The sequence below is a fragment of the Brevibacterium aurantiacum genome, from assembly GCF_003932995.1.
Classification (GTDB): Bacteria; Actinomycetota; Actinomycetes; order Actinomycetales; family Brevibacteriaceae; genus Brevibacterium; species Brevibacterium aurantiacum.
This window is the reverse complement of the sequence record NZ_CP025333.1, coordinates 1,513,852-1,534,792: the sequence shown is the minus strand read 5'-3', so window position 1 is coordinate 1,534,792 and position 20,941 is coordinate 1,513,852. Positions and strand designations below refer to the sequence as shown.

At 61.7% G+C, this 20,941-nt stretch carries 16 protein-coding genes; 8 read left to right on the top strand and 8 right to left on the bottom strand.

Translation table 11 applies throughout. The features are described from left to right. Positions 1-238 precede the first annotated feature (238 nt). The 3 genes from CXR25_RS07090 (at position 239) to CXR25_RS07080 (ending at position 2,759) form a co-directional block, all read left to right on the top strand. A complete protein-coding gene (locus CXR25_RS07090) occupies positions 239-775 on the top strand; it encodes a flavin reductase family protein (RefSeq protein WP_009883052.1) in 537 nt (178 codons plus the stop codon). Positions 776-838: 63 nt separating this feature from the next. Continuing rightward, a complete protein-coding gene (locus tag CXR25_RS07085; protein WP_125240472.1) occupies positions 839-1,969 on the top strand; it encodes an Rv2578c family radical SAM protein in 1,131 nt (376 codons plus the stop codon). A 79-nt stretch (positions 1,970-2,048) separates the two neighbouring features. Beyond that, positions 2,049-2,759, top strand: a complete 711-nt coding sequence (locus CXR25_RS07080; RefSeq protein ID WP_069599867.1) for a DsbA family oxidoreductase — start codon at positions 2,049-2,051, stop codon at positions 2,757-2,759. Between the two features lie 39 nt (positions 2,760-2,798). Here the strand turns inward: CXR25_RS07080 and CXR25_RS07075 are convergent, their stop codons facing one another. Next, the gene (locus CXR25_RS07075) at positions 2,799-3,455 is read right to left on the bottom strand and encodes a TetR/AcrR family transcriptional regulator (RefSeq protein ID WP_069599866.1); all 657 of its coding nucleotides are present in this window, start codon (positions 3,453-3,455) and stop codon (positions 2,799-2,801) included. Positions 3,456-3,657: 202 nt separating this feature from the next. On the opposite strand from CXR25_RS07075, the gene CXR25_RS07070 reads away from it, so the two are divergent. Continuing rightward, positions 3,658-6,156 carry an ABC transporter permease gene (locus CXR25_RS07070; protein WP_125240471.1) on the top strand — a complete coding sequence of 833 codons (2,499 nt, stop codon included), beginning with the start codon at positions 3,658-3,660 and terminating at the stop codon, positions 6,154-6,156. A gap of 203 nt (positions 6,157-6,359) precedes the next feature. Beyond that, the gene (locus tag CXR25_RS07065) at positions 6,360-7,097 is read left to right on the top strand and encodes an MgtC/SapB family protein (RefSeq protein ID WP_009883044.1); all 738 of its coding nucleotides are present in this window, start codon (positions 6,360-6,362) and stop codon (positions 7,095-7,097) included. A gap of 63 nt (positions 7,098-7,160) precedes the next feature. Here the strand turns inward: CXR25_RS07065 and CXR25_RS07060 are convergent, their stop codons facing one another. The 3 genes from CXR25_RS07060 to CXR25_RS07050 all read right to left on the bottom strand — a co-directional run bounded on the left by CXR25_RS07060 (position 7,161) and on the right by CXR25_RS07050 (position 10,516). Further along, positions 7,161-8,351 (bottom strand): M20 metallopeptidase family protein, encoded by a 1,191-nt coding sequence (locus CXR25_RS07060; RefSeq protein ID WP_009883043.1) that lies wholly within the window; start codon positions 8,349-8,351, stop codon positions 7,161-7,163. 85 nt (positions 8,352-8,436) lie between these two features. Then, a complete protein-coding gene (locus tag CXR25_RS07055) occupies positions 8,437-9,759 on the bottom strand; it encodes a metal-dependent hydrolase family protein (protein WP_009883042.1) in 1,323 nt (440 codons plus the stop codon). A gap of 187 nt (positions 9,760-9,946) precedes the next feature. After that, on the bottom strand, positions 9,947-10,516 hold the full coding sequence (locus CXR25_RS07050; protein ID WP_050773370.1) for a TetR/AcrR family transcriptional regulator: 570 nt from the start codon (positions 10,514-10,516) through the stop codon (positions 9,947-9,949). Positions 10,517-10,638: 122 nt separating this feature from the next. Here CXR25_RS07050 and CXR25_RS07045 point away from each other — a divergent pair, with 122 nt between their 5' ends. After that, positions 10,639-11,838: a hypothetical protein gene (locus CXR25_RS07045; protein WP_009883040.1), complete on the top strand. Its 1,200-nt coding sequence runs from the start codon at positions 10,639-10,641 to the stop codon at positions 11,836-11,838. 121 nt (positions 11,839-11,959) lie between these two features. Further along, complete coding sequence (locus CXR25_RS07040; RefSeq protein ID WP_009883039.1) at positions 11,960-12,787, top strand: hydrolase; 828 nt, start codon at positions 11,960-11,962, stop codon at positions 12,785-12,787. Positions 12,788-12,922: 135 nt separating this feature from the next. Here the strand turns inward: CXR25_RS07040 and CXR25_RS07035 are convergent, their stop codons facing one another. The 4 genes from CXR25_RS07035 to CXR25_RS07020 form a co-directional block, all read right to left on the bottom strand. Further along, on the bottom strand, positions 12,923-13,936 hold the full coding sequence (locus tag CXR25_RS07035) for a fatty acid desaturase family protein (RefSeq protein WP_226829476.1): 1,014 nt from the start codon (positions 13,934-13,936) through the stop codon (positions 12,923-12,925). A gap of 224 nt (positions 13,937-14,160) precedes the next feature. Beyond that, complete coding sequence (locus tag CXR25_RS07030; RefSeq protein ID WP_083248702.1) at positions 14,161-14,961, bottom strand: response regulator transcription factor; 801 nt, start codon at positions 14,959-14,961, stop codon at positions 14,161-14,163. Beyond that, a complete protein-coding gene (locus CXR25_RS07025) occupies positions 14,958-16,430 on the bottom strand; it encodes a sensor histidine kinase (RefSeq protein WP_009883035.1) in 1,473 nt (490 codons plus the stop codon). The genes CXR25_RS07030 and CXR25_RS07025 overlap by 4 nt, the downstream gene beginning before the upstream one ends. 277 nt (positions 16,431-16,707) lie before the next feature. Further along, positions 16,708-19,059 (bottom strand): HNH endonuclease signature motif containing protein, encoded by a 2,352-nt coding sequence (locus CXR25_RS07020; RefSeq protein ID WP_009883034.1) that lies wholly within the window; start codon positions 19,057-19,059, stop codon positions 16,708-16,710. Positions 19,060-19,518: 459 nt separating this feature from the next. Between CXR25_RS07020 and CXR25_RS07015 the strand changes: the two genes are divergently transcribed. After that, positions 19,519-20,832, top strand: a complete 1,314-nt coding sequence (locus CXR25_RS07015; protein ID WP_069599861.1) for an SLC13 family permease — start codon at positions 19,519-19,521, stop codon at positions 20,830-20,832. The last annotated feature ends 109 nt before the right edge of the window (positions 20,833-20,941 follow it).

The window sequence follows — 20,941 nt, the reverse complement described above, 5'->3', positions numbered from 1 at the left end:
TATCAGTGTCTGAGTTTCGTTGAGCAATCTAGGGACTCTGTGGCGGTTCGTGTCGCCGCCGCGTCACTGTTGGACTTTGATCGTCATATGGGGACGCACGAAGACTCACTGGTGTCATATCGGGATGCACTTGTCGGCGATATCTGTGATGATCGCTTGAGATCAGTAAGGCTTTGTTGAGCGGAAGATCTCAGCAGTCACAGCCGCTCAACAGCCCAATTCCACCGGAGGCAAGTTCATGACGACGATCGCACGAGCCGCAGCCGTGTCACCGGATGCTCTGCGTGAGACCTTCTCCCACTTCCCCCAGGCCGTCGCACTCATCGGCGCCGAAGTCGACGGCACACCCCTCGGACTGGTCGCCTCAACAGTGACCGCAGGTGTCTCACTCGACCCGCCATTGATCAGCGTTGCGGTGCAGACCACCTCGAGCACGTGGCCGCTGCTGCGGGCAGCACCCGCACTGGGAGTCTCCCTCCTCGGCGCCCATCAGTCGCTCCTGGTCAGGCAGCTGGCTTCGAAGGATCGTGCCTCGCGATTCTCTGGGATCGACCCCGTGATCACCACCGATGGTGCGCTGACCATTCCCGGCAGCCCTGCCCACCTGTGGACGCGTCTTTACAACGAGGTCGAGGCAGGCGACCACACCGTCGCGCTGCTCGAAATCCTCGACACCAACAGCCTGGAGGGCGCAGACGTTCGGGCTGATGACCCACCGAATACCGATGCGCTCGTCTTCCATCGCAGCGAGTTCAAGGGCATGACAGCCCCCTAGAGCGCATCACCTGCCACCCCGAGCACCCTTGACTCACACTCGAACACGTGTTCGAATGTAGTCATGAGGTGGAATCAGCAGAGCACGCTTACACCGACACCTGGCGCACAGACCGGCTCAGCGTCGGCTGGTGCAGAAGCGGGCCCGGTCGAATCAGCCACCACTGCCCCACCCGCCGAACTCTTCGGCCTCAAAGGACTCGTGCGCAGTGTTCGAACCCCGGAGTTCGCCGGCGTCACCTTCCACGAAGTGCTGGCGAAGTCTGCCCTGAACAAGGTGCCCGCGGCCAGTTCGATGCCCTTCACCTGGACGATCAACCCCTACCGCGGCTGCTCCCATGCCTGCGTGTACTGCTTCGCCCGCAGCACTCACCGCTACCTCGACCTGGATTCCGGGCAGGACTTCGACCGGCAGGTCATCGTCAAGGTCAACACCCCAGAGGTCCTCGCCGCCGAGGTGGCCAAACCGAAGTGGGCACGTGAGCTGGTGGCCCTGGGCACGAGCACGGATCCCTACCAGCGAGCCGAGGGCCGCTACTCTCTCATGCCTGGCATCATCACCGCTCTGGCCGAGCACGGCACCCCGATGTCAGTGCTGACGAAGGGCACGCTGCTGCGCCGCGACCTGCCGCTGCTCGCCCGCGCCAGGGAGGACGTCGATGTCGAGATCAGCATGTCGATCGCCGTCTTTGACGACACCCTCCAGCAGACGATCGAACCGGGCACACCGACGACGACAGCACGCCTGGCAACAGTACGAGCGGCCGCGAACCTCGGCTTCAACGTCACGGTCTTCCTCATGCCGGTGATGCCGAAGCTCACCGACTCCATGGACCATCTTGATGCCGCGCTGAGCGCCATCAAGGAGGCCGGCGCGAGCCGCGTGGTCTATGGTGCCCTGCATCTCCGACCGGGTGCTCGCGAGTGGTTCTTCGAATGGCTCGAACGCGAACATCCCGAGCTGCTCCCCCGTTACCGCCGGATGTATGCGAAGTCCTCCTATGCGTCGAAGGAGTACCGCGCCTGGCTGAGCCGGCGCATCAATCCGCTCATCGACGCCTACGACCTGCGCGGCTCCGCCGACGATGATTACCCGATGACGAAGCGCGGAGACCGGACGCGGTCCGGGGCCGCAACGTCGACCGCAGCTCAAGCCGCAAGCCTGACTCCCCCGCCACAGGAAGCACTGTTCTGATTCGAACCCACCAGGCCAGCGCTCGCTCCAGCACCCAAGACCGGGGAATAACCCGTCTCACGCTCGGGTTCTAGCTGTCATGAGGATTGAAATCTGGTCGGACATCGCCTGCCCTTGGTGCTTCATCGGAAAACGTCGCTTCGAGACCGCTTTGGACGGCTTCGCGCACAAGGACGACGTCGAGGTCGAATGGCGCAGCTACCAGCTCGACCCGAGCCTGCCCGAGCACTATGCGGGAACCGAGACCGACTACCTCAGCCAGGCCAAGGGCATGCCCGCCGAGCAGGTTCGACAGATGTTCGATCACGTCACCGCGCAGGCCGCTGGCGAGGGCCTGAACTATGACTTTGATTCCATCGTCGTGGCCAACAGCTTCACTGCTCATCGCTTCCTCCACTTGGCCAAGTCCCACGGGGTTATGAGCCAGGCCAAGGAAGCCCTTCTGTCCGGTCATTTCGAGCAGGGCCGCAACATCGGTGACGTCGAGTATCTCGCCGAGGTGGCCCGCGCCGTTGGCATCGACGCCGACGAGGCCCGTCGCGTCCTCTCCACCGATGAGTACACCGCCGAGGTGAAGGCCGACATCGCCGAGGCTCAGGCACTGGGTGCCAACGGAGTCCCGTTCTTCGTCATCGACCGCAAATACGGAATCTCCGGTGCCCAGCCTCCCGAGGCATTCACACAAGCGCTCGAGACCGCGTGGGGAGAAAGCCAGAAGCTCACAGTGCTTGCCGGCGGAGACGAAGCCTTTCGCGATGGCGCAGTGTGCGGGCCCGAAGGCTGCGACTGATTCAGTCCCGCAAGACATTTATCCTCGCGCAGCCACCCGTTACAGGTACGGAATCGAGGGATAGCGGATCGCACCGTCCGGTGATGTCACGGGGCCTGCGATCATGCCAGCGGCGGCATCGATGAGGAATCGCCCCACCTGCTCCCAGTCACCTTTGTGGGTCCCCTCATTCATCCTCACCTCTTGGTCAGAACACGCGCTGGTGACCATATGGGCCAACAGATAGGCCCGGCCGCGCAGGACCCCTTCGGGAATGCCCTCCATCTCGCCGTGGATGAATCTCAACCCGTCAGGCAGCGAGGACTCAGCCAACACGGACTTCATAATCTCGACGGCTGAGGGCACGATTCCCATCTGCGCGAGAAACTGTGCACGCCAGCTGGGCCGCGGCAGATCGGCGAGAACATCGAACAACGGGCCCATTCTGCTGCGGACGTAATCATGAATGCTCGGAGCTTCCCCCAGGCCAGCGATGTAATCGTCTCGGCGCAGGGACATCGCGGCGACATGACGCTCCATAAGTGCGCGCAGCAGACCGTCTCGCCCTCCGAAGTGGTATGAGATCGCGGAATGATTCGCAGCCCCGGCATAGTCGACGATGCGGCGATTCGACACCGCATCGATGCCGTGGATGGCGAAGAGCTCCTCTGCGGAGTTGAGCAGCACCTCGCGCGCTCTGTCACTCTGGCTTCCCATAGTCCCTATTCTTTCATTCTCAAGTGGCTCACGACGCGGACTCCCTGCCGCGATATCAGCGGCCTGACCACCTCGGCGAGCATCGCCCTCACCTTGGCAAATCTCTGTCGATTTCACAATTCTAAGTCACGCGTCTTAAAGTAGTCGAGTTCAAGGTGGTCAACGGTGATCACTCGACTTCCGATCCATCAGGAGGACGACAGTGGCCACACCACCACCGCCGCTCACCCGCCGCGAGGCCCGTGAGCATGACTCACACGACACCAGGCACGATCACGACTACGACGACAGCCAGGACCACGACCAGGCACCGCAGTCGACGAACGAGCAGCACACCACCGATGCCGATGCAGAGGCTGCAGCCGCCAAACGCGCCAAGGCAGAGCTGATCGGCCGGACGGCAGCGATCTTCATCATGCCGCTCATCATGGTGGGCATGATGATCACGGGCTACCTCGGCACCATGCACTCCCCCTCGGCCAACGACATGCCCGTCGTGGTGGCCGGTTCGGATTCGAAGGCCGCGGACATCAAGTTCGCACTCGACGGTGCCGAACCGGATGCCCTCGACGTCGACACGGTCGAGGATGCTCACACCGCACGTGAGATGGTCTACGATCGCGAAGCCTCGGCGGCGGTTGTCATCGAGGGCGATAAGGCCACGCTCTACACCGCCGGAGGTGCCGGAGTTCAACAGCAGACGACGGTCACCGGTCTCGTCATGCCCGCCCTGCAGGAAGAGGGCCTCGACGTCGCCACCGAGGACATTGCGTCCTTGCCGGACAACGATCCGTCGGGACTCGGGGCAATGTTCCTCATGACAGCCATCGTCATGGCCGGATACCTGCCCTTCAGCGTGCTGCGCTCGAATTCGCCCGAACTGCTGAAGTTCAAACGCATCGTCCCCATCCTCGGAGCCTGGGCCGCGGTGATCGCCGGCTTGGTCTGGACGGTTGTCTGCCCGATTCTCGACATCGTCGATGTCAAGGACACTGTCCCAGTCCTCGGCATAGCCTGGTTGGGCGTGTTCGCGATCTCCTGCATGCAGCTGTTCATCACCCGAATCGTCGGTGCCTTGGGCGTGATCGTCGGCATCTTCTTCCTCATGGTTCTCGGCATGCCGTCGTCGAACCTGTCCTACCCCGTGTACACGATGCCGGCATTCTACCGCTTCACGCACGAGATCCTGCCCATGCCGGCGATCGGCGAAGCACTGCGCTCCGTGCTGTACTTCGACGGCGCGGGAGTCACCGAGCACCTCCTGGTCCTGGCCATCGGAGCCGTCGTCGGTCTGCTGCTGACGAAGGCGTATGACTTCATCTCCCACCGACGCAATCCGGATCCGAAGCCGCTGGATGTCAATATTCCCTCGTTGCACGGTGGTCGGCGCCCGGATTCGAAGGTGTGGCGCTACATCTCACTCATCGTCTTCCCCTTGGCGATGGTCACGATGATGCTCACCTTCATGCTCGGCGCGATGGGCTCCCCCACGCCCAAGGACATGCCCGTGACCGTGGTCGGCTCCTCGACCGAGCAGGCGAAGGACACCATCGCCGACCTCGAGAAGTCAATGGGCAAGAACATGTTCGACTTCACCGCCACGTCGGACAAGGAAGAGGCACGAGCTCAGGTCGAAGACCGTGACGAGGTCGCGGCTCTCGTCCTGCCGACGCAGAAGAACGCCGAGTTCGGTCTCATCGCGAACGAGGCCGGGAACAACAGCGCCTACCAGGTCGTCAACCGGATCTTCGATCAGGTCGCCTCGGCGCAGGACATGGAGCTCGACGTCGACAACGTTGCGCCCCTGCCGGATCGGGACAAGAACGGCGTGGTCGTCATGTACATCGCCATGGGCTGGATCCTGGCTGGTTTTATGGTCGTCATCGTCGGCGCAAATGCAAACCCGTGGAGTCGACCGCTGAAGCGGATGATTCCCCTGACCGCTGTGTACGCACCGTTCATGTCTCTGGTCGTCGCCCTCATCGCCGGCCCGATCACCGGTGCCGTCGACGGTCATTTCGCGCAGCTGTGGGGAGCCGGGATCATCGCGATCTTCTGCATCGCCATGTTTGCAATGGTCTTCGAGAGACTCATCGGCATGCTCGCGATCATTCCGGTCATCGGCACACTGATGTTTGCCGGAATGCCCGCCTCGAACGGGGCGATCTCCGAGTACATGATCCCGTCGTTCTTCACCACGCTGCACGGCTTCCTGCCGATGGCAGCCGCGGTGGAGACCATTCGTTCGATCATCTACTTCGACAGCGATGTGGTCACCGAGCATATGCAGGTCCTCGGACTCTGGGGCCTCGTGTCCCTGGCGCTGGTGTTCCTCATCGACAGCATTAAGCCGCCGCGGACCGAGCAAGACTTCGGCAACCTCCACCTCGAGCGTGAGCGGGAGCAGAAGAAGCAGGCCCGGAAGCAGGCCAAGGCCCTCGAAGGGCCTAAGTCAGCACAGGGTTCTGAATCATCAACGGGTCCTGCACCATCGGAAGGCAGCGAGTCGAGCCAGTTCGGACAGTCGGGCCAGACCGTGCAGTCGACGATCGTCGAAGACGATCCGAACGATTACCACCGGCTCTCCTCCAGGCCCACGATGGCACCGACCGCAGGCGATGGCATGAGCAATCGCCCCGCCGAGGCGGCCGATCGGTCCGAGTCATCCGATCAGCAGGAGTGGATCCCCTCCACTGTGTGATCGCCACTGTGTGATCAACACCGTGTGATCGCCACTGTGTGATCGGTTGATTGCAGTTCCCGCGTGACCCAGACAGGCCAGCGCCGAGGTGGACAACCACCTCGGCGCTGGCCTGTTCTGACGTGTGGTGCGGTGTTCAGTGCCCGGTGTTCAATGCGAAAGGCGACGTCGTGCACAGATGAGGGGCTAAAGTCAGAAGCACTATGGGCTCTCACATCGAATTCTTCGGTCCGACCGGCCTCGTCGAGGCGGAACTGCTCCTGGCCAGCTTCGTCCTGTGCTCGCTGATCGGCTTCGAACGGCAGTTCCGGCAGAAGAGCGCCGGCTATCGCACACACGTTCTCGTGGGCATCGGCACGTGCGCGTTCACGCTGGTCTCCGCCTACGGGTTCGCCGCCGTGCTCGGCGACGAGGCTCGCCTGGATCCGTCGCGGATCGCCGCGCAGATCGTATCGGGCATCGGCTTCCTTGGTGCGGGTGTCATCTTCAAGGGCCGGAACATGGTGCGCGGTCTCACGACGGCCGCCACTGTGTGGGTCACGGCCGCCGTGGGCATGGCCTGCGGCGCGGGAATGCTGTCGTTGGCCATGATGCTCACCGCACTCCACCTGCTGACTCTGTTCGTCATCGCTCCCCTGATCCGCCGTATCCCCGACGACTCGCACCGCAAGCTGCTGCGCATCGCCTATAAGGATGGGTCCGGGATCCTCCGCGATATCCTCGCCGTGGCCGGAAACATGGGGTATTCGAACACGATCCTCGACTCCAAACGCTTCGAATCGGAGGACGGAGTGAAGATGGTCCAGATCGACGTGAAGTTCGAGGGCAGACCTCCCCTGCACCTCCTGATCCCTCCCTTGATGGAACTGTCCGGCGTGGACAAGGTGAGCATGCGCGAGGACCGGGTCCACTCTGTCGACGAGGACGGCGACACCGTCTGACCTGGCCCCTCGCAAGCCAGCGCAGGCCTGTGTACCTCAGGCCTGTGCGCCTCAGGCCAGGACTCAGCCTCGCAGCGTTCGTTGCCAGGCTAGGGTGGCCAGCGCTGCCGCTTGGTCCGGCAGGTGTGCGTCGTCGAAGAGGACCTCAGGCGAGTGGTTCGTCGCTGCGGTTGCAGGATCGACGTCCTCCGGAGAGACGAACATGAAGAGGAACGCCCCAGGTACCTCATTGAGCACGAAGGAGAAGTCCTCGGAACCCATGACCGGGTTCGGGGCGGTCACGTAGCGATGCGCCCCGAAGGCTTCGGTCAGCGTCTCGGCAACGAACTCGATTTCCTGCGCGTCATTGACCGTCACGGGGTACTGCTCGGTCCACACCACCTCGGCGGTGCATTCGTGTGCGGCGGCGATCGACTCTGCCAGGCGAGTCGCGGCTGCAGGGAACTTCTTCGTCGTCTCGGCCGACATGGTACGCACGGAGGCGCCGAGCTTCGCCGTCGCGGGAATGATGTTGACGGCGGTGCCGGCCTCCAGCTGAGTCACCTCGGCGACAATGGGATCGAAGACGCTGAACGATCCGGTGATCATCGAATACAGTGCCTGGCCGAACTCCAGGAGCGGACGAATGGGATCGGTGGCGTCCTCGGGGCGGGAGCTGTGCCCACCTTTGCCGTGCATCGTCACGTGCAGCGTATTGGCTCCGGCCATGACCGTGCCGGGGCGACCGACGAATGTGCCGGGAACTCCCGGGGCGACGTGGATGGCGTAGGCGGAGTCGGGAGTCGATCCGATGGTCTCGAACATCCCTTCGTCGAGCATGCGCTGGGCTCCGCCCGGTCCCTCTTCGCCGGGCTGGAACATGAATGCCACCGTCCCGGCCAGCTCTGCCTGGTGAGCGGACAGGAGCTTGGCCGCTCCCACCAGACCCGTCACGTGCAGGTCGTGACCGCAGGCGTGCATGTTTCCGTTGATCGATGCGTAGTCGAGTCCGGTGGCTTCGGTGACGGGCAGGGCATCCATGTCTCCGCGCAGCAGAACCGTGGGACCGGGCATGCCGCCGCGGAGCACGGCGACGACCGAGCTGAGGCCCTGACCTGTGGTGATCTCGAGTGGCAGGCCCTCGAGCGAGTCGAGGATCTTCTGCTGAGTGAAGGGCAGCTCGAGTCCCAGCTCAGGGTTGCGGTGGAGCACGCGACGCAGGTCACGCAGTTCGGTGGTCAGGGACAGAGCCTCTGTCCGGAAGTCAGTCGTCATTGAGGTACCTCTTCTGTGGTCGAGATGGTGGGTGGAGCTGGTGCGCGGAGGCGGTGCGTAGAAATGGTGAGTGGTGAGGTCAGTATTATCCGAGCGCCGAGGAGACAGGGGCGGAGCCGAACCAGCCGGCAGAGTCCTTGACCAGGGATCCGCCCTGGACGACGGCCTTGACGTTGTCGGGTTCAGCCAACGCAGTGATATCGGCCAGCGGATCGAAGTCGACAACGACGAGGTCGGCGAGTTTGCCTTCCTCGAGAGTGCCGACGTCGGCTGAGAGTCGCAGCAGTTCGGCCGCGTTCTTCGTGCCGGCCACGATCGCCTGCATCGGTGTCAGACTGAGTTCGACGGCGTGCATCTCCTCGCGCAGGTTGAGCCCGTGCGGGCACACCCCAGCGTCGGTTCCCAGTGCGACCTTCACCCCGGCGGCCATGGCAACGGCGACACGTTCGCGTGCGATCGCTGACCACTTGACCTTCTTCTCGTACAGATAGCCGGGCACGTTCTTCGGGTCCGGTATCCGCAGTGCGCTGCTGAGCGTGGGGACGAGGAAGGTGCCGTGTTCGAGCATGAGCTCGATGCCTTCATCGTCGATTCCGTAACCGTGTTCGACGGAGCGCACTCCGCCGCGGATAGCGGCCTTGATGCCCTCGGGCCCCTGGGCGTGGGCGGCGACGGGCTGACCTGCTCGCTTGGCGGTCTCTTCGACGATGAGCCGCACGTGTTCTTCTGGAACGCCGATGTCATCGGGTGTATCGGTTGGGCTCGAGACGCCACCGGTGGTGCAGACCTTGATCACGTCGGCTCCGGAGCGCACGAGGGTGCGAATGGTCCGGCGCACATCGTCGTCGGTGTCGATGATCGGGTCGACGGGCATCGGGGGCATGGTGGGCATGCCGTTGGGCATAGTGAAGTCGGTGTGCCCACCGGTCGGTGACAGCGGGCTGATGGCCAAGTGGATCCGCGGCCCCAGGATCAGTCCCTGCTCGATGCTGTCGCGAATGCCGCGGTCCGTTCCACCCAGGTCACGCGCCGTGGTGACTCCGGCCATGAGCGTGTTCCGGGCGTTGACAACGCTGCGCACGATCCGCTCGGAGGCGAAGCGGGCGAGGTTCGCCGCCGGGTTCTCGACCGTGAGTCCGAAGTGCACGTGGGAGTCGATGAAGCCGGGCATGATCGTCTTGCCCTGCAGCTGGATGACACGAGGGGACGTGTCACCTGCGTCGTTGCCCTCCCTCGCCGAGGTGGTTCCTTCGTCGCGCCGGGACCCGACGTAGACGATGTGTCCGTCCCTGACCTCGATCTCGGAGTCTGTGATCGGGTCACCGCCGTTGCCGTCGATGAGAGTGGCTCCGCGCAGGATGATGTGCTCGGATTCGCGGTTCGTGGCGGGGAGGTAGGCGATCGACATGGGAGGTCGTGGTCCTTTCGACAGACGAGCGTGCGCTTCAGGTGCCATTGTTGACCATTCTTCGCCCTGCGGTGTGCAGTGATCGCATCATGGCCGAAAAGAGTGTCGGCCAGAGAACATCGAGCCCAGGCGCGAGGTTGGAGCCTCAGACGCATACTTCCAGTCTTCGAACTCCGCGGTCAGTGCCTCAGTCCGCGATCTCTGTCAGCAGCGCTTCGATGGCGCTGGCAATGCGCTCACGCGAATCCTCACCGAAGATCGCGTTCTGCACGATGGCGCCTTGCATCAGCGCAAGGACCGCGGGAGCGATCTGCTCAGCTTTCGCCTCCGCCGCATCTGTGCCCAGCCCTGCTCCCCGGTGGAAATACGCGCTCAGATAGGCCGTGAAGCGATCAATCAGGTCTGTATAGATCTTCGCTGCGACTTTCGCGAAGTCGGGCGAGTGCGATGCCTCTGCCCACACCTGCAACAGCAGCGGGGCGAATGGTGAGTCGCGGAGAATCGTGTTCAGCAGATTCGGGAAGACCTGCTGAGGAGGCGGGACCTCGTCTGCCGACCCGAAATCCTGCAGTTCGGCTGCCCGCTGTTCCATGATTCGCCTGCCGGCATCGAGAGTGAGCTCGGCCTTGGACGAGTAGTAGACATAGACGGCACCGGCGGAGAGATCCGCCTCCCTGATGATGTCGGCCATCGACGCCCCGGCAAAGCCCTTGCGAGAGAAGCACGTAAGCGCGGCATCCTGAATCCGCGTGCGCATGGCCTCTCTGTGTTCGTCCGTGACCTTCGGCACCAATCCCCCAAAAACGAATGACCATTCTTGATATATCGTACCCGCAGGAGTAAAAAGAACGAGTATTCGTTTTCAATGATTGGACAGGCATGCAGACGAGAATCCTCGCCACCTCGGACTCAGCCGAGACTGCCCCCGATGCCGAGGCCGAAACCGCCAAGGGTGCACCCAAACCCAGCATCAAGCAGGCTCTGCTCGCAGCCATCTTCGCCGCGGCCATCGTCACCATCATTCTGCTGGCATTCAGCTGGCCGACCGTGACATCCGAACCCAAAGACCTTTCGGTGGCAGCCGTCGGCGATCAGAAGCAGATCGATCAGATCACCGCTAACGCCCCCGACGGAATGCTCGATCTCAAGAAGGTCGATTCCCGCGCCGAGGCGCAACAGCTCATCCGTGAGCGAGAGGTCTACGGAGCATTCATCGTTGGTGACGAACCCGAGATCCTCACCTCAACCGCAGCCTCCCCCGCCGTTGCCCAACAGCTGAATGGGATCGCCTCACAGATGCAGCAGAAGATCGACAAACAGGCGATGTCGGGAATGCAGGATGGAATGAAGGAGATGCAGGACGCATTGGCGAAAGCATCTCAGGGCCCAGCATCTCAAAGCCCTGCATCTCAGGGTCCTGCCGGACCCCAGGAAAACCCCGGTGAGCAAGCACAGGCCCCAACCACCTCGGCGATGGAGGTCCCCCAGGTCACGGTGACCGACGTCGTTCCGCTCAACGACAATGACTCCACCGGTGCCGGCCTCGCGATAGCCGGCCTGCCTCTGACCATCGGCGGAATCGTCGGCGGTGTGCTCACCAGCATGATCGTCCACTCGCGCCGCATGCGTGCCGTCGCGGTACTGGCCTACGGGGCAATCGGCGGACTTGCACTCACTCTCGTTCTGCAGACCTGGTTCGGCATTCTGCAGGGCAACTTCGGGCTCAACGTGCTGGCTGCCGGACTTGCTGTGGCGGCAACGGCGGCACTCATCAACGGCTTCGTCTCGCTGATAGGCCCAGGGGGCATCGCCATCGGCGCGGTGCTCACGATGTTCATCGGCAATCCGATCGCCTCGCTCCAAGCACCGAAGGAATTCCTCGCAGGAGCCTGGGGAGACATCGGTCAGTTCCTGGTCCCGGGTGCCTCTGGAACCTTGTTGCGAGACCTCTCCTACTTCCCGGGTGCGCCCATGACGATGCAGTGGTGGGTGCTCATCGGGTGGTTCGTCCTGGGCATCGCCCTCATCCTCGTCGGTCACCTTCTGGCCCATTCGAAGAAGCGCGCCGCTGTGAGCTGAGCTGCTCTCCGGCTCACCAACGGGGGTGACCCGACAAGGGCCCTTCGCGCCACACCCGACCTCGGGTACCTGGCCCCTCCTGCACCCGAGGACTATCCTCGGGTGCAGGAGGTTTTCCCCGATGACAGCACTGACGAACGTGACGATCTGCCGAACGTGCGGTGTCGAAACGACTACGCCTCCACCGGATGTCTGCCCGATCTGTTCGGATGAGCGCCAGTGGCTGCCGGAGTCAGGCCAGGACTGGACGACGCGTGAAGAGCTCGAATCCGAACACCACAGCGTCTCCATCGTCGAACGCGAACCCGGCCTCTATGCTCTGCGGGTGGAACCGAAGCTGGGCATCGGACAGACATGCTATCTGGCACAGACCGAGCACGGCAATCTGCTCTTCGAAGTCCCGCCCTACATCGACGAGGACGTCATCGCCGCAGTCTCCGACCTCGGCGGTGTTCAGGCCATCGCTGCCAGCCATCCCCACATGTTCGGCCTGCAGCTCGAGTGGAGCGCGGCCTTTGACGATGCCCCGATCTTCGTCTGCCGTGCCGATGCCGACTGGGTTCAGCGCGAGGGCCCCAACATCTGGCGTTACTATCACGTCGCGGAACCCGTTCCCGGCGTCCGACTGCAGCGAACGGGCGGCCATTTCCCGGGCAGCGCTGTGGCTTTGTGGACTGGTCAGGACGGCCGCGGCGTCATGCTCAGCGGAGACACAATCGCACCGGTGGCCCGGTCGGGCTGGGTGACGTTCATGCGCAGCTTCCCCAACTATCTGCCGCTGTCGGCACAGGTCGTCAGACGCGTCGCCGCCTCGGTGGCTGACCTCGACTTCGATCGCATGTACGGCAACTTCGGGCAGATGATCTCGAGCGGAGCCAAAGAGGCGGTGGCGAGCTCGGCCGAGCGCTATGCCGAGTGGGTCTCCGGTGCTCACGACCACCTGACCTGATTCGTGTACCTGGCCTGATTCTCGACGACCTGAGCAACATGCACGAAGCAGAAACCCCCACCGCCGAGGTGGCAGTGGGGGTTTGCGTGGAATCGTCCTGGTCGGCTTGTTCGCCGATGGAGATGTGCGGCTAGCTCAGCGTGAGCGGAACTGTGCGGTGACCGGGCAGTCGAAGGGATCGGCCTGGCCGAGTCCGGCCCGGTTGAGGTAGCGGACGATGATGCCGAACGATTCGAAGAGCGTCGTCTCCGTGTATTTGATGTCCTTCTGAGCGCAGTATTCGCGGACCATCGGCTGAACCTTGTGCAGGTTGACGCTGGGCATACTCGGGAACAGGTGATGTTCGATCTGGTAGTTCAGTCCGCCCATCAGGAAGCCCATCGGACGTCCGCCGGAGATGTTGCGTGACATCAGTGTCTGGCGACGCAGGAAGTCGATCTTCACGTCCTTGGGAACGATCGGCTGTCCCTTGTGGTTGGGAGCGAACGAGCCGCCCATGTGCACACCGAAGACCATGACCTGGACGATCGTGAAGACGATGCCGATGAGTGGTCCGGCGGCCCAGATTGCGATGAGGGGGAATCCGATGATGCGGATGCCGATGAAGATGCCTTCGATCCAACGGCGCTTGATCGAGGACTGGCCGACGAGAATCGCCTTGACCGAGTTCACGTGCAGCTGCACTCCCGCCAAAGTCAGCAGTGGGAAGAAGAACCAACCCTGATGGGCCGCAAGCCACTTGCGCAACCCGGTGAGTCCTTGGGCATCTGCAGGGTCGAAGATCAGTGCACCGGGGGCGATGTCGCCGTCGACGCCGGCCTTGTTCGGATTGGCGTGGTGGAGAGCGTTGTGCTTCTTTAGCCACCAGCCGAAGCTGAGGCCGATGAACAGGTTGCCGATGATGGTCGACACCCACTCGCCGACCTTGCCATTGGTGAAGATCTGACGGTGAGCCGCATCGTGGGCGACATAAGCCGTCTGGGTGAAGAGGATTCCGAAGACGACGGCCGTGGCCATCTGCCACCAGCTTTCGCCGATGAGGAAGAGCATCGCGAAGGCGACGACGTAGGAGATTCCGAGGAGGACGAAGCGCAGCGTGTTCCAGCCGGGTCGTCGAGCCAGCAGACCAGCCTCTTTGACCTGGGCCATCAGCGCACTGAAATCGCTGGTGAACTCCTGCTTCTCGGTACCGCGATTAGCTCGCCTCTTCTCGAGCACCTCCGCCCTTGTTTCTTTCCCAAGAGTGGGTGTCGACAGCGTCCTATTCACGACATCTACTGATTCCATATTACTTACGGTACGAGAGGGACCATTCGTTTGGCATCACCCCACGGCACCGTATTCCACCCCCTACTCCGGTAGGGGGTGGACGATCAGGCTTTTGCTCCAGGCACCACAAGCCCGGATTCGTAGGCGGCGATGACCGCCTGCGCACGGTCTCTGATGTCGAGTTTGTAAAGGATTCGTGAGACGTGAGTCTTCACGGTCTGGACGGCGATGAAGAGCGTGGCAGCGATCTCTGTGTTCGTCTGGCCGCGTGCCACCAGCACCAGGATCTCGCGTTCACGGTCGGTGAGATCAGGCAGTGCCTCCGCGTTCGATGTCTGCGGACCCGCGGCGAAATGCTCGATGACGCGACGGGTGACGCTTGGGGCCAGCAGCCCATCGCCCGAGGCCACCACCCGCACCGCCTCGGCGAGCTCATTGGGCGGGGCATCTTTGAGGAGGAAGCCGCTGGCACCGGCACGGATCGCATCGAAGACATAGTCGTCGATGTCGAAGGTCGTGAGCATGATGATGCGCGGAACGTCATCGCCGATACCGCTTGTCTCCGAGGTGGACACAGCCGATTTCGATATCTCTGCGTTCGCGGGCTGGCCGGCGATCCCAGTCTGGCCGGCGAACCCAGGTTTGCCAGCGTTCACCGACGCAGCAGTGTTCGCGGATTGACGGCTCCGGGCCGAGAGGATCTCGCGGGTGGCTTCGATGCCGTCGAGTTCGGGCATGCGCACGTCCATGAGGACGATGTCGGGCTTCAGCTCGGCGACAAGGCTGACGCATTCGACACCGTCTTGTGCCTGGCCCACCACCTCGATGTCGGGGTGTGCGTCCAACAACGCGGCGAAGCCTGCTCGAACCATTGCCTGATCATCGGCAATCACGATGCGAATCACGCGTTGCTCCTCTCATCACCCTGCGATTGACCCGCTGTGTCGTCTGCCTCGGCGCTTGTGAGCGCGTCTGCCTCTGCGGCAGTGACGTCTTCTGCGCCTGTGTCTGTGCCTGTGTCGGCGTCCGGGTCCGCACCTATGTCCTGGTCGGCGCTGACGTCGCGATCGTCTGTCTCGTCAGCTTCGTCTGTCTCGTCAGCTTCGCGTGAACCGGGCTTATCTGAGCCTGACTTGCGCGCATCGGCCACGGACAGCGGCAGCACCGCCGCCACTTCGAAGCCTCCGCTTCCGGTCCAGCCGGTCCGAAGTTCGCCTCCGACCGAGGACGCGCGTTCCCTCATCCCGATAAGCCCCTGATGACGGTGAACTTCGTTCTTCGCGGCCTCAGAGGGGCCTTTTCCCGCGGTGTTGAAGACATTGATCCACAAAGCGGTGCCGCCGCTGTCGATCTTGATATGGATCTGCGATTCAGTGGCGTGACGGATGGCGTTGCTCAGCGCTTCCTGGACGATGCGATACCCGGCCAGCCCGGTGCTGTCGCGCAGGCTGCGATCTAGCGGTCCCCCGCTGCGTTCCATGGTGACCTTGACTCCAGCCTGCTGTGCCTTCTTCACCAGGCCCTCAACCTCGGAGAACTTGGGTTGAGGTGCCAGCTGCTGGTTCGATTCCTCATTGCGCAGCACCCCTAAAAGTCCTCGCATCTCGGTGAGGGCATTGCGAGCGGAGACGGAGATGTCCTCGAATTCCCTTTCCACATCCGAATCGATATTGGGGTGGCGAAATGGTGCGCTCGAGGCCTGAATGTTGATGATCGACATGCTGTGGGCGACGATGTCGTGGAGTTCGCGGGCAATTCGCGTCTTCTCCTCGACCACGACGCGCTTCGAATGCTCCTCGGCAGTGTTCTCCTGCTCCTGCAGCAGCTGCGAACGGATCAGGTGCCACTGCTGAACGATAATGGCAGCCACGTAGAAGCCGCCGGCGATGCAGGAGAAGATGACGATGTTGACGATCGATGATTCCGACCGACTCTCGGGGTACTGGAAATGTCCGATCACGGCTGCGGCCGCAGAGACGGCGATGCTGGCCAGCAGCGCGGCCAATGCGACGCCCCAGTGGGCGCGGAGCCCGACGATGAGGATGATGAGGATCTGAGTGATCATCATCGGCACCATCCACGGCCATGGATTGCCGGCAAGATACGGGCCGAGCAGCGGTAGGACACCACAGGCGATGGCTGAGACGATCACGCCGAAGAGTGGGCGCAGCATTGACAGCGGCATCGATCCTGCGTGGATGACGGTGATGATGAATGCCAGCGCGACGGGTGCTTCGTGGACTCCCACCGCGATCGAGGATTCGACTGCGAGCATCACGATGGCGGTGAAGATCACCGCTATCCAGGCCAGAGCCTCAGGGTTGAATCTGCGGTCGGCTGGCAGGAATCTGTCGAACAGCTTGCTGAGCAGCACGAATTCCGGTTCTCCTTCTGCGGCTCTGAACCGATCCGAGGGGTCGAATCGCCTGGCACACTTCGTCAGTGTGACATTAGCAAACACAGCTATGCGTCCCGTGAGAGTCCCAAACCTGCCCCTCTACGGTCCGCATGCCTAGACCAGACTGCAGAGGCCAGGGACCACCGAGGTGGTCCCTGGCCTCTGCCAACCGTTCAGCCCGATCCAGTGAAATTCAGATCAGTGAAGCGAGGTTCAAACAAAACAGTTGGGGCTCAGATCAGTGAAGCGAGGATCAGAATGGTGGTGGGTCATTTGCGCTGTCGTGCTCCCACTGCACGCGTGCGGCTTGCCACGCTCTGCTCATTCGCATGTACTCGCTCTTCGAAGACCAACCTTCGGGCCCCTTCTTCGCTCTGGAACGCGGATAGCCTCTGCGACGACCCCGAGGTAGTCGCTTCATGGTCACAGGATCCGACCCGGGCGGCAGGCAGAGCTGGAATACTGCATTGTCCCAATCCTGCATCCGATCGATCATCAGTTGTCGGCGCTTGGCCTTTGCGAGGTCATAGTTCTCCTGCAGACATTGCTGATGGTCTGCCCGTTCTCGTTCGCGCTGCTTTTCCTCGTCACGTTTTCGAATCGTCGTCTCGCCGGGCGTGAGCACAAGAATGTTCGGTGGCGGAGGAACCATTTCTGTTGGGAGCCGCCACCTTTTTGGACTGATCCCCGATAGTGCATAGAGCTCAAGTGCTTGAGCAGCATCGACAGGTTGGTCTGGAGCCGTAACACCGGCGGTCACACCATGGGAGAATTCGTATTCGACAAGGCCAGATTTCGGCATTCGCACCAAGTAGTTTCGCGCAGTCTTCACCGCATGGTGCTTTTTGCACAGCGGATGCAGATTGGTGAATCGAGTGAGGCCGCCCCGGTCAGGGTGATCATGGTCGAAGGGAACGATGTGGTCGATCTCTGACTTCTCTGCTCTTCGACTGCACCCCGGTACTGTGCAGATCGCCCATTTTGCAATGAGCGTCTTCCGCACATCGTTGGGAATCCGGTAAGTCGTAGCTTTCGCGTCGACGGGAGTACCTGTAGCCGGATCCGTCAGGACTCTCGTCATCGTCTTCGAACGAGCGCCGATGCGCCGTGCAGTTTCTGCTGGCACCGGAGAACCGTCTGTCAGTGTGCCTGGAAGCTCCGATTCGCCGCTCAACGTCAGATACGGAACCGTAACCACCACGGCTGCTTGGTTCGCCAACCACCACTGGTCGGTGGGCATGCCGACCGTTATGTCATATTCCGTGACTTCGTCTTGCTGTGGTGTACCAGGAGCAAAGGCTGTTCCACCCTCAGGTGATGCCTCAGCGCCTTTCGCACACTTCGTCAGCCCGACCACACCCTGGTCGTCGAAGTCGAACAGCGGAGTCCCGTTGTCATCGAGAAGTGAGGATTCGGAGGTGGTCTGGATTCCCGTCACCGGGTCGATCCTTTTCACCTTGATACTGAGCTTCGGCTGAGGGCGGATGGCAATGTCGAACATGAGATTGCTGATGGTGCGCTCGTCGATGATTTCCACGCCGGGCGCCAGATTGAACGTATTGGAATTCCCCGCATAAATTGCCCTCGCCATGGCCTGGATGCGCTGGAAGCTCGCATTCACCTCAGCGGCTGGACCTGTCAACGACAAGCATGCGGTTCCGTCTTTGAAAGTGTCGATATCAACTCGGCGCCGACGTGCAGCTGTTTCGGCCCGGTCTGTTGCAGGCTCGAGAAGCTGAATCTTCTTACGCAGAGCAGTTCGGAAATATTCGCTCGTCACGTCTGCCCGCCTGACGGAAAGATACTCGTCCAGTCGAGGCAGGAACCGCATGGCAACCGTTTGACACAAGTCGGCGGCGGCATCGACGTGCGCCTGCGTGAATTCTCCCTCACGAACACGGTCAGCGAATCGCGGGAGTCCGTGAATAGCAGTCATCGCCGCAGTCAGGCGGCGATAGGTGCGCGGAGTAGATGTTCCGAAGATCGCGGAGATCTCAGCGATGTCCTCGGTGAACACCTGGTCGTGGACCCAACGCGAGAAATCGGTGTCCGGTTCGAAGCCAGGAAAGTCTGGAGGTTCAACAGTCTCGGGCTCGGTTTCGACCTTTGGCGAACGCACCTTCTTCGCGAACTCGGCGTCATAGGCCATGACCGCAGACGATGTAGCGGAAACGACCACAAGGTCCGTGCATCTTTGGTCGAAGTCACGATCACCCAACGGTGAAATATTCCAGGCAAGATCGCTCGCAGTCACCAGATATTCGGTTCCCTTACCCTTCTCTGTGCCTGAAGATTCTTTGCATCGATCAACTGAGCTGGCAATCGTGGCGACCGTGTAGGGGTCATCCCCTTCGGGAACGTCTGTGCCGTAGTGCTGGATGACCTGCTCGAGTATGACTCCGGCACTGAGCTCGTAGACCTTCAGCTGCGCTTGGTCATACTCTGCAGATGCACTGCCGAGATTGGTGACACTGGATTCATAGCGAACGCTATAACGGGGTGTTCCGTTTTCACCAGCATTCTCGCCGGCGTCATTGCCAGCGGAGTCGGCCTTTTTACCTTCTTCGCGGTGTTGCTCGTTGGTGGTTGAGGATGCGCTTTTCATCGTGTGTCACCTGCCTCGTACGTCATCGTCGGGAAGAGTGAGTAGAACACTGACTGAATTAAATGATATTTATATTCTATCGTATTCGAATCCTATTTGTATAGACCTATTCTTAAGAAATCTTCCGATCCGGTAGAAGTGTCTTGCCATTCACAAGTTCTGTTCGTTGTTCAATACTCTCAAACGGCACTGACACGAGATCGCCAGCAAGTTTCTGCGGTCCCATCCCAGCTGAGCCGAAGCCACCCCACCACCGCCTACATTGCGAGATAGCGCGGTCAATAAATGAGATTTCGTTTAGGTTGAAGAGCATGTGACGTGCGGTTTCGCCTGCGGCCACGCTGCCACCGCGCCGGGTCGCAGCGATCCACCGCCGCATCAGACACCCGCCACTACCGCAGCGCGCCATAGCAAGACGCCGGCAATCGTAATTGTGAAGATGAAGGAGACACTGCTCCCATGAGTGCTGAACTGATCTGCGTGATCGTCCTCGGACTGATGTTCGTCATCGGCACCTGGCGTGACATCAACATGGGCCTGCTGGGCTTCGTTGCGGCGGCAGGGGTCGGCGGACTCGTCCTCCACCAGGCTCCGGAGGAATTCCTCGCCGGATTCCCCGTCGACTTGTTCCTCGCGCTCGTGGGCCTGACCTATCTGTTCGGGTTTGCTCAGAACAACGGCGTCATCGAGGTCATCGTCCATTGGTGTGTCAGGCTCGTCGGTGGCCGGACTTCGCTCATGCCGTGGATCTTCTTCGCTCTCACCGCGATTCTGATCGCACTGGGCGCGCTCTTCGCCGTGGCCATCATCGCTCCGCTGGCGTTGTCGTTCGCGCGTAAGCATCGGATCAACCAGTTCATGGTCGGTCTCCTCGTCGTCCACGGTGCCTTGGCCGGTGCCTTCTCCCCCATCAGCGTCTATGGCATCTTCATCAACGACTACCTCGCCAAGAACGGCCTGACTCCGACCCCGTTGTCGTTGTTCTTGGCACCGCTGATCTTCAACCTGATCTTCGCACTCGTCGTCTACTTCGTCCTTCACCGTCGACCCGGATTGCGCGCCGAGGCGGACGATGCCCTGTCCGCCGAAACCAAGAGTCCCGATTCCGGGAGTCCCGAAATCCAGAGTCCCGGAACCGGGAACTCCGCGGTCAAAACCGACACCGTCCGCTTGACGCGAAGCCAGGTTCCGACCCTGATCGGACTGATCGCCATGGCTCTGTCCGTGCTGATCTTCAGCTGGGATGTCGGGATCGTGACGATCACGATCGCCATCGTGCTCACCTTCATCAACCCGGCAGCGGGCAAGGCCGCGATGACCAAGGTGTCCTGGTCGGTCGTCATCCTCATCACCGGGGTGCTCACCTACATTTCCGTCCTCCAAGCAGCAGGCACCGTCGAGTGGGTTTCCGCCGGGATCTCGGCGATCGGCATTCCCCTGCTGGCTGCCCTGTTGCTCTTCTACATGTCGGGTCTGATCTCAGCATTGGCGTCATCATTGGCGATCATCGGCGTCGTCATCGCCCTGGCCGTGCCGTTCCTCGAATCAGGCGATGTCCACGTGGGCGGCTTCGTCGCCGCATTGGCGATCGCTGCGACCATCGTCGACATCAGCCCGTTCTCGACCAACGGTGCAATGCTGCTCGCCAATGTGCACTCAACGATCCGCGACCGCTACTACAAGCAGATGATCGGATACGCCGGCCTCATGTGCCTCATCGGTCCCGGACTCGCATGGGTCGTCGCCGCAGTGCCGACGATGCTGACAACATGACACAGAGAATGTGAGACTGCTGCTGCATCCACGGTCGCACTCCCCTAGAGTCGCTGCAGACGGTCAGCACAGGAGCTGAGCCCACCGCGCAGAACGAGCTGCGCTCGAA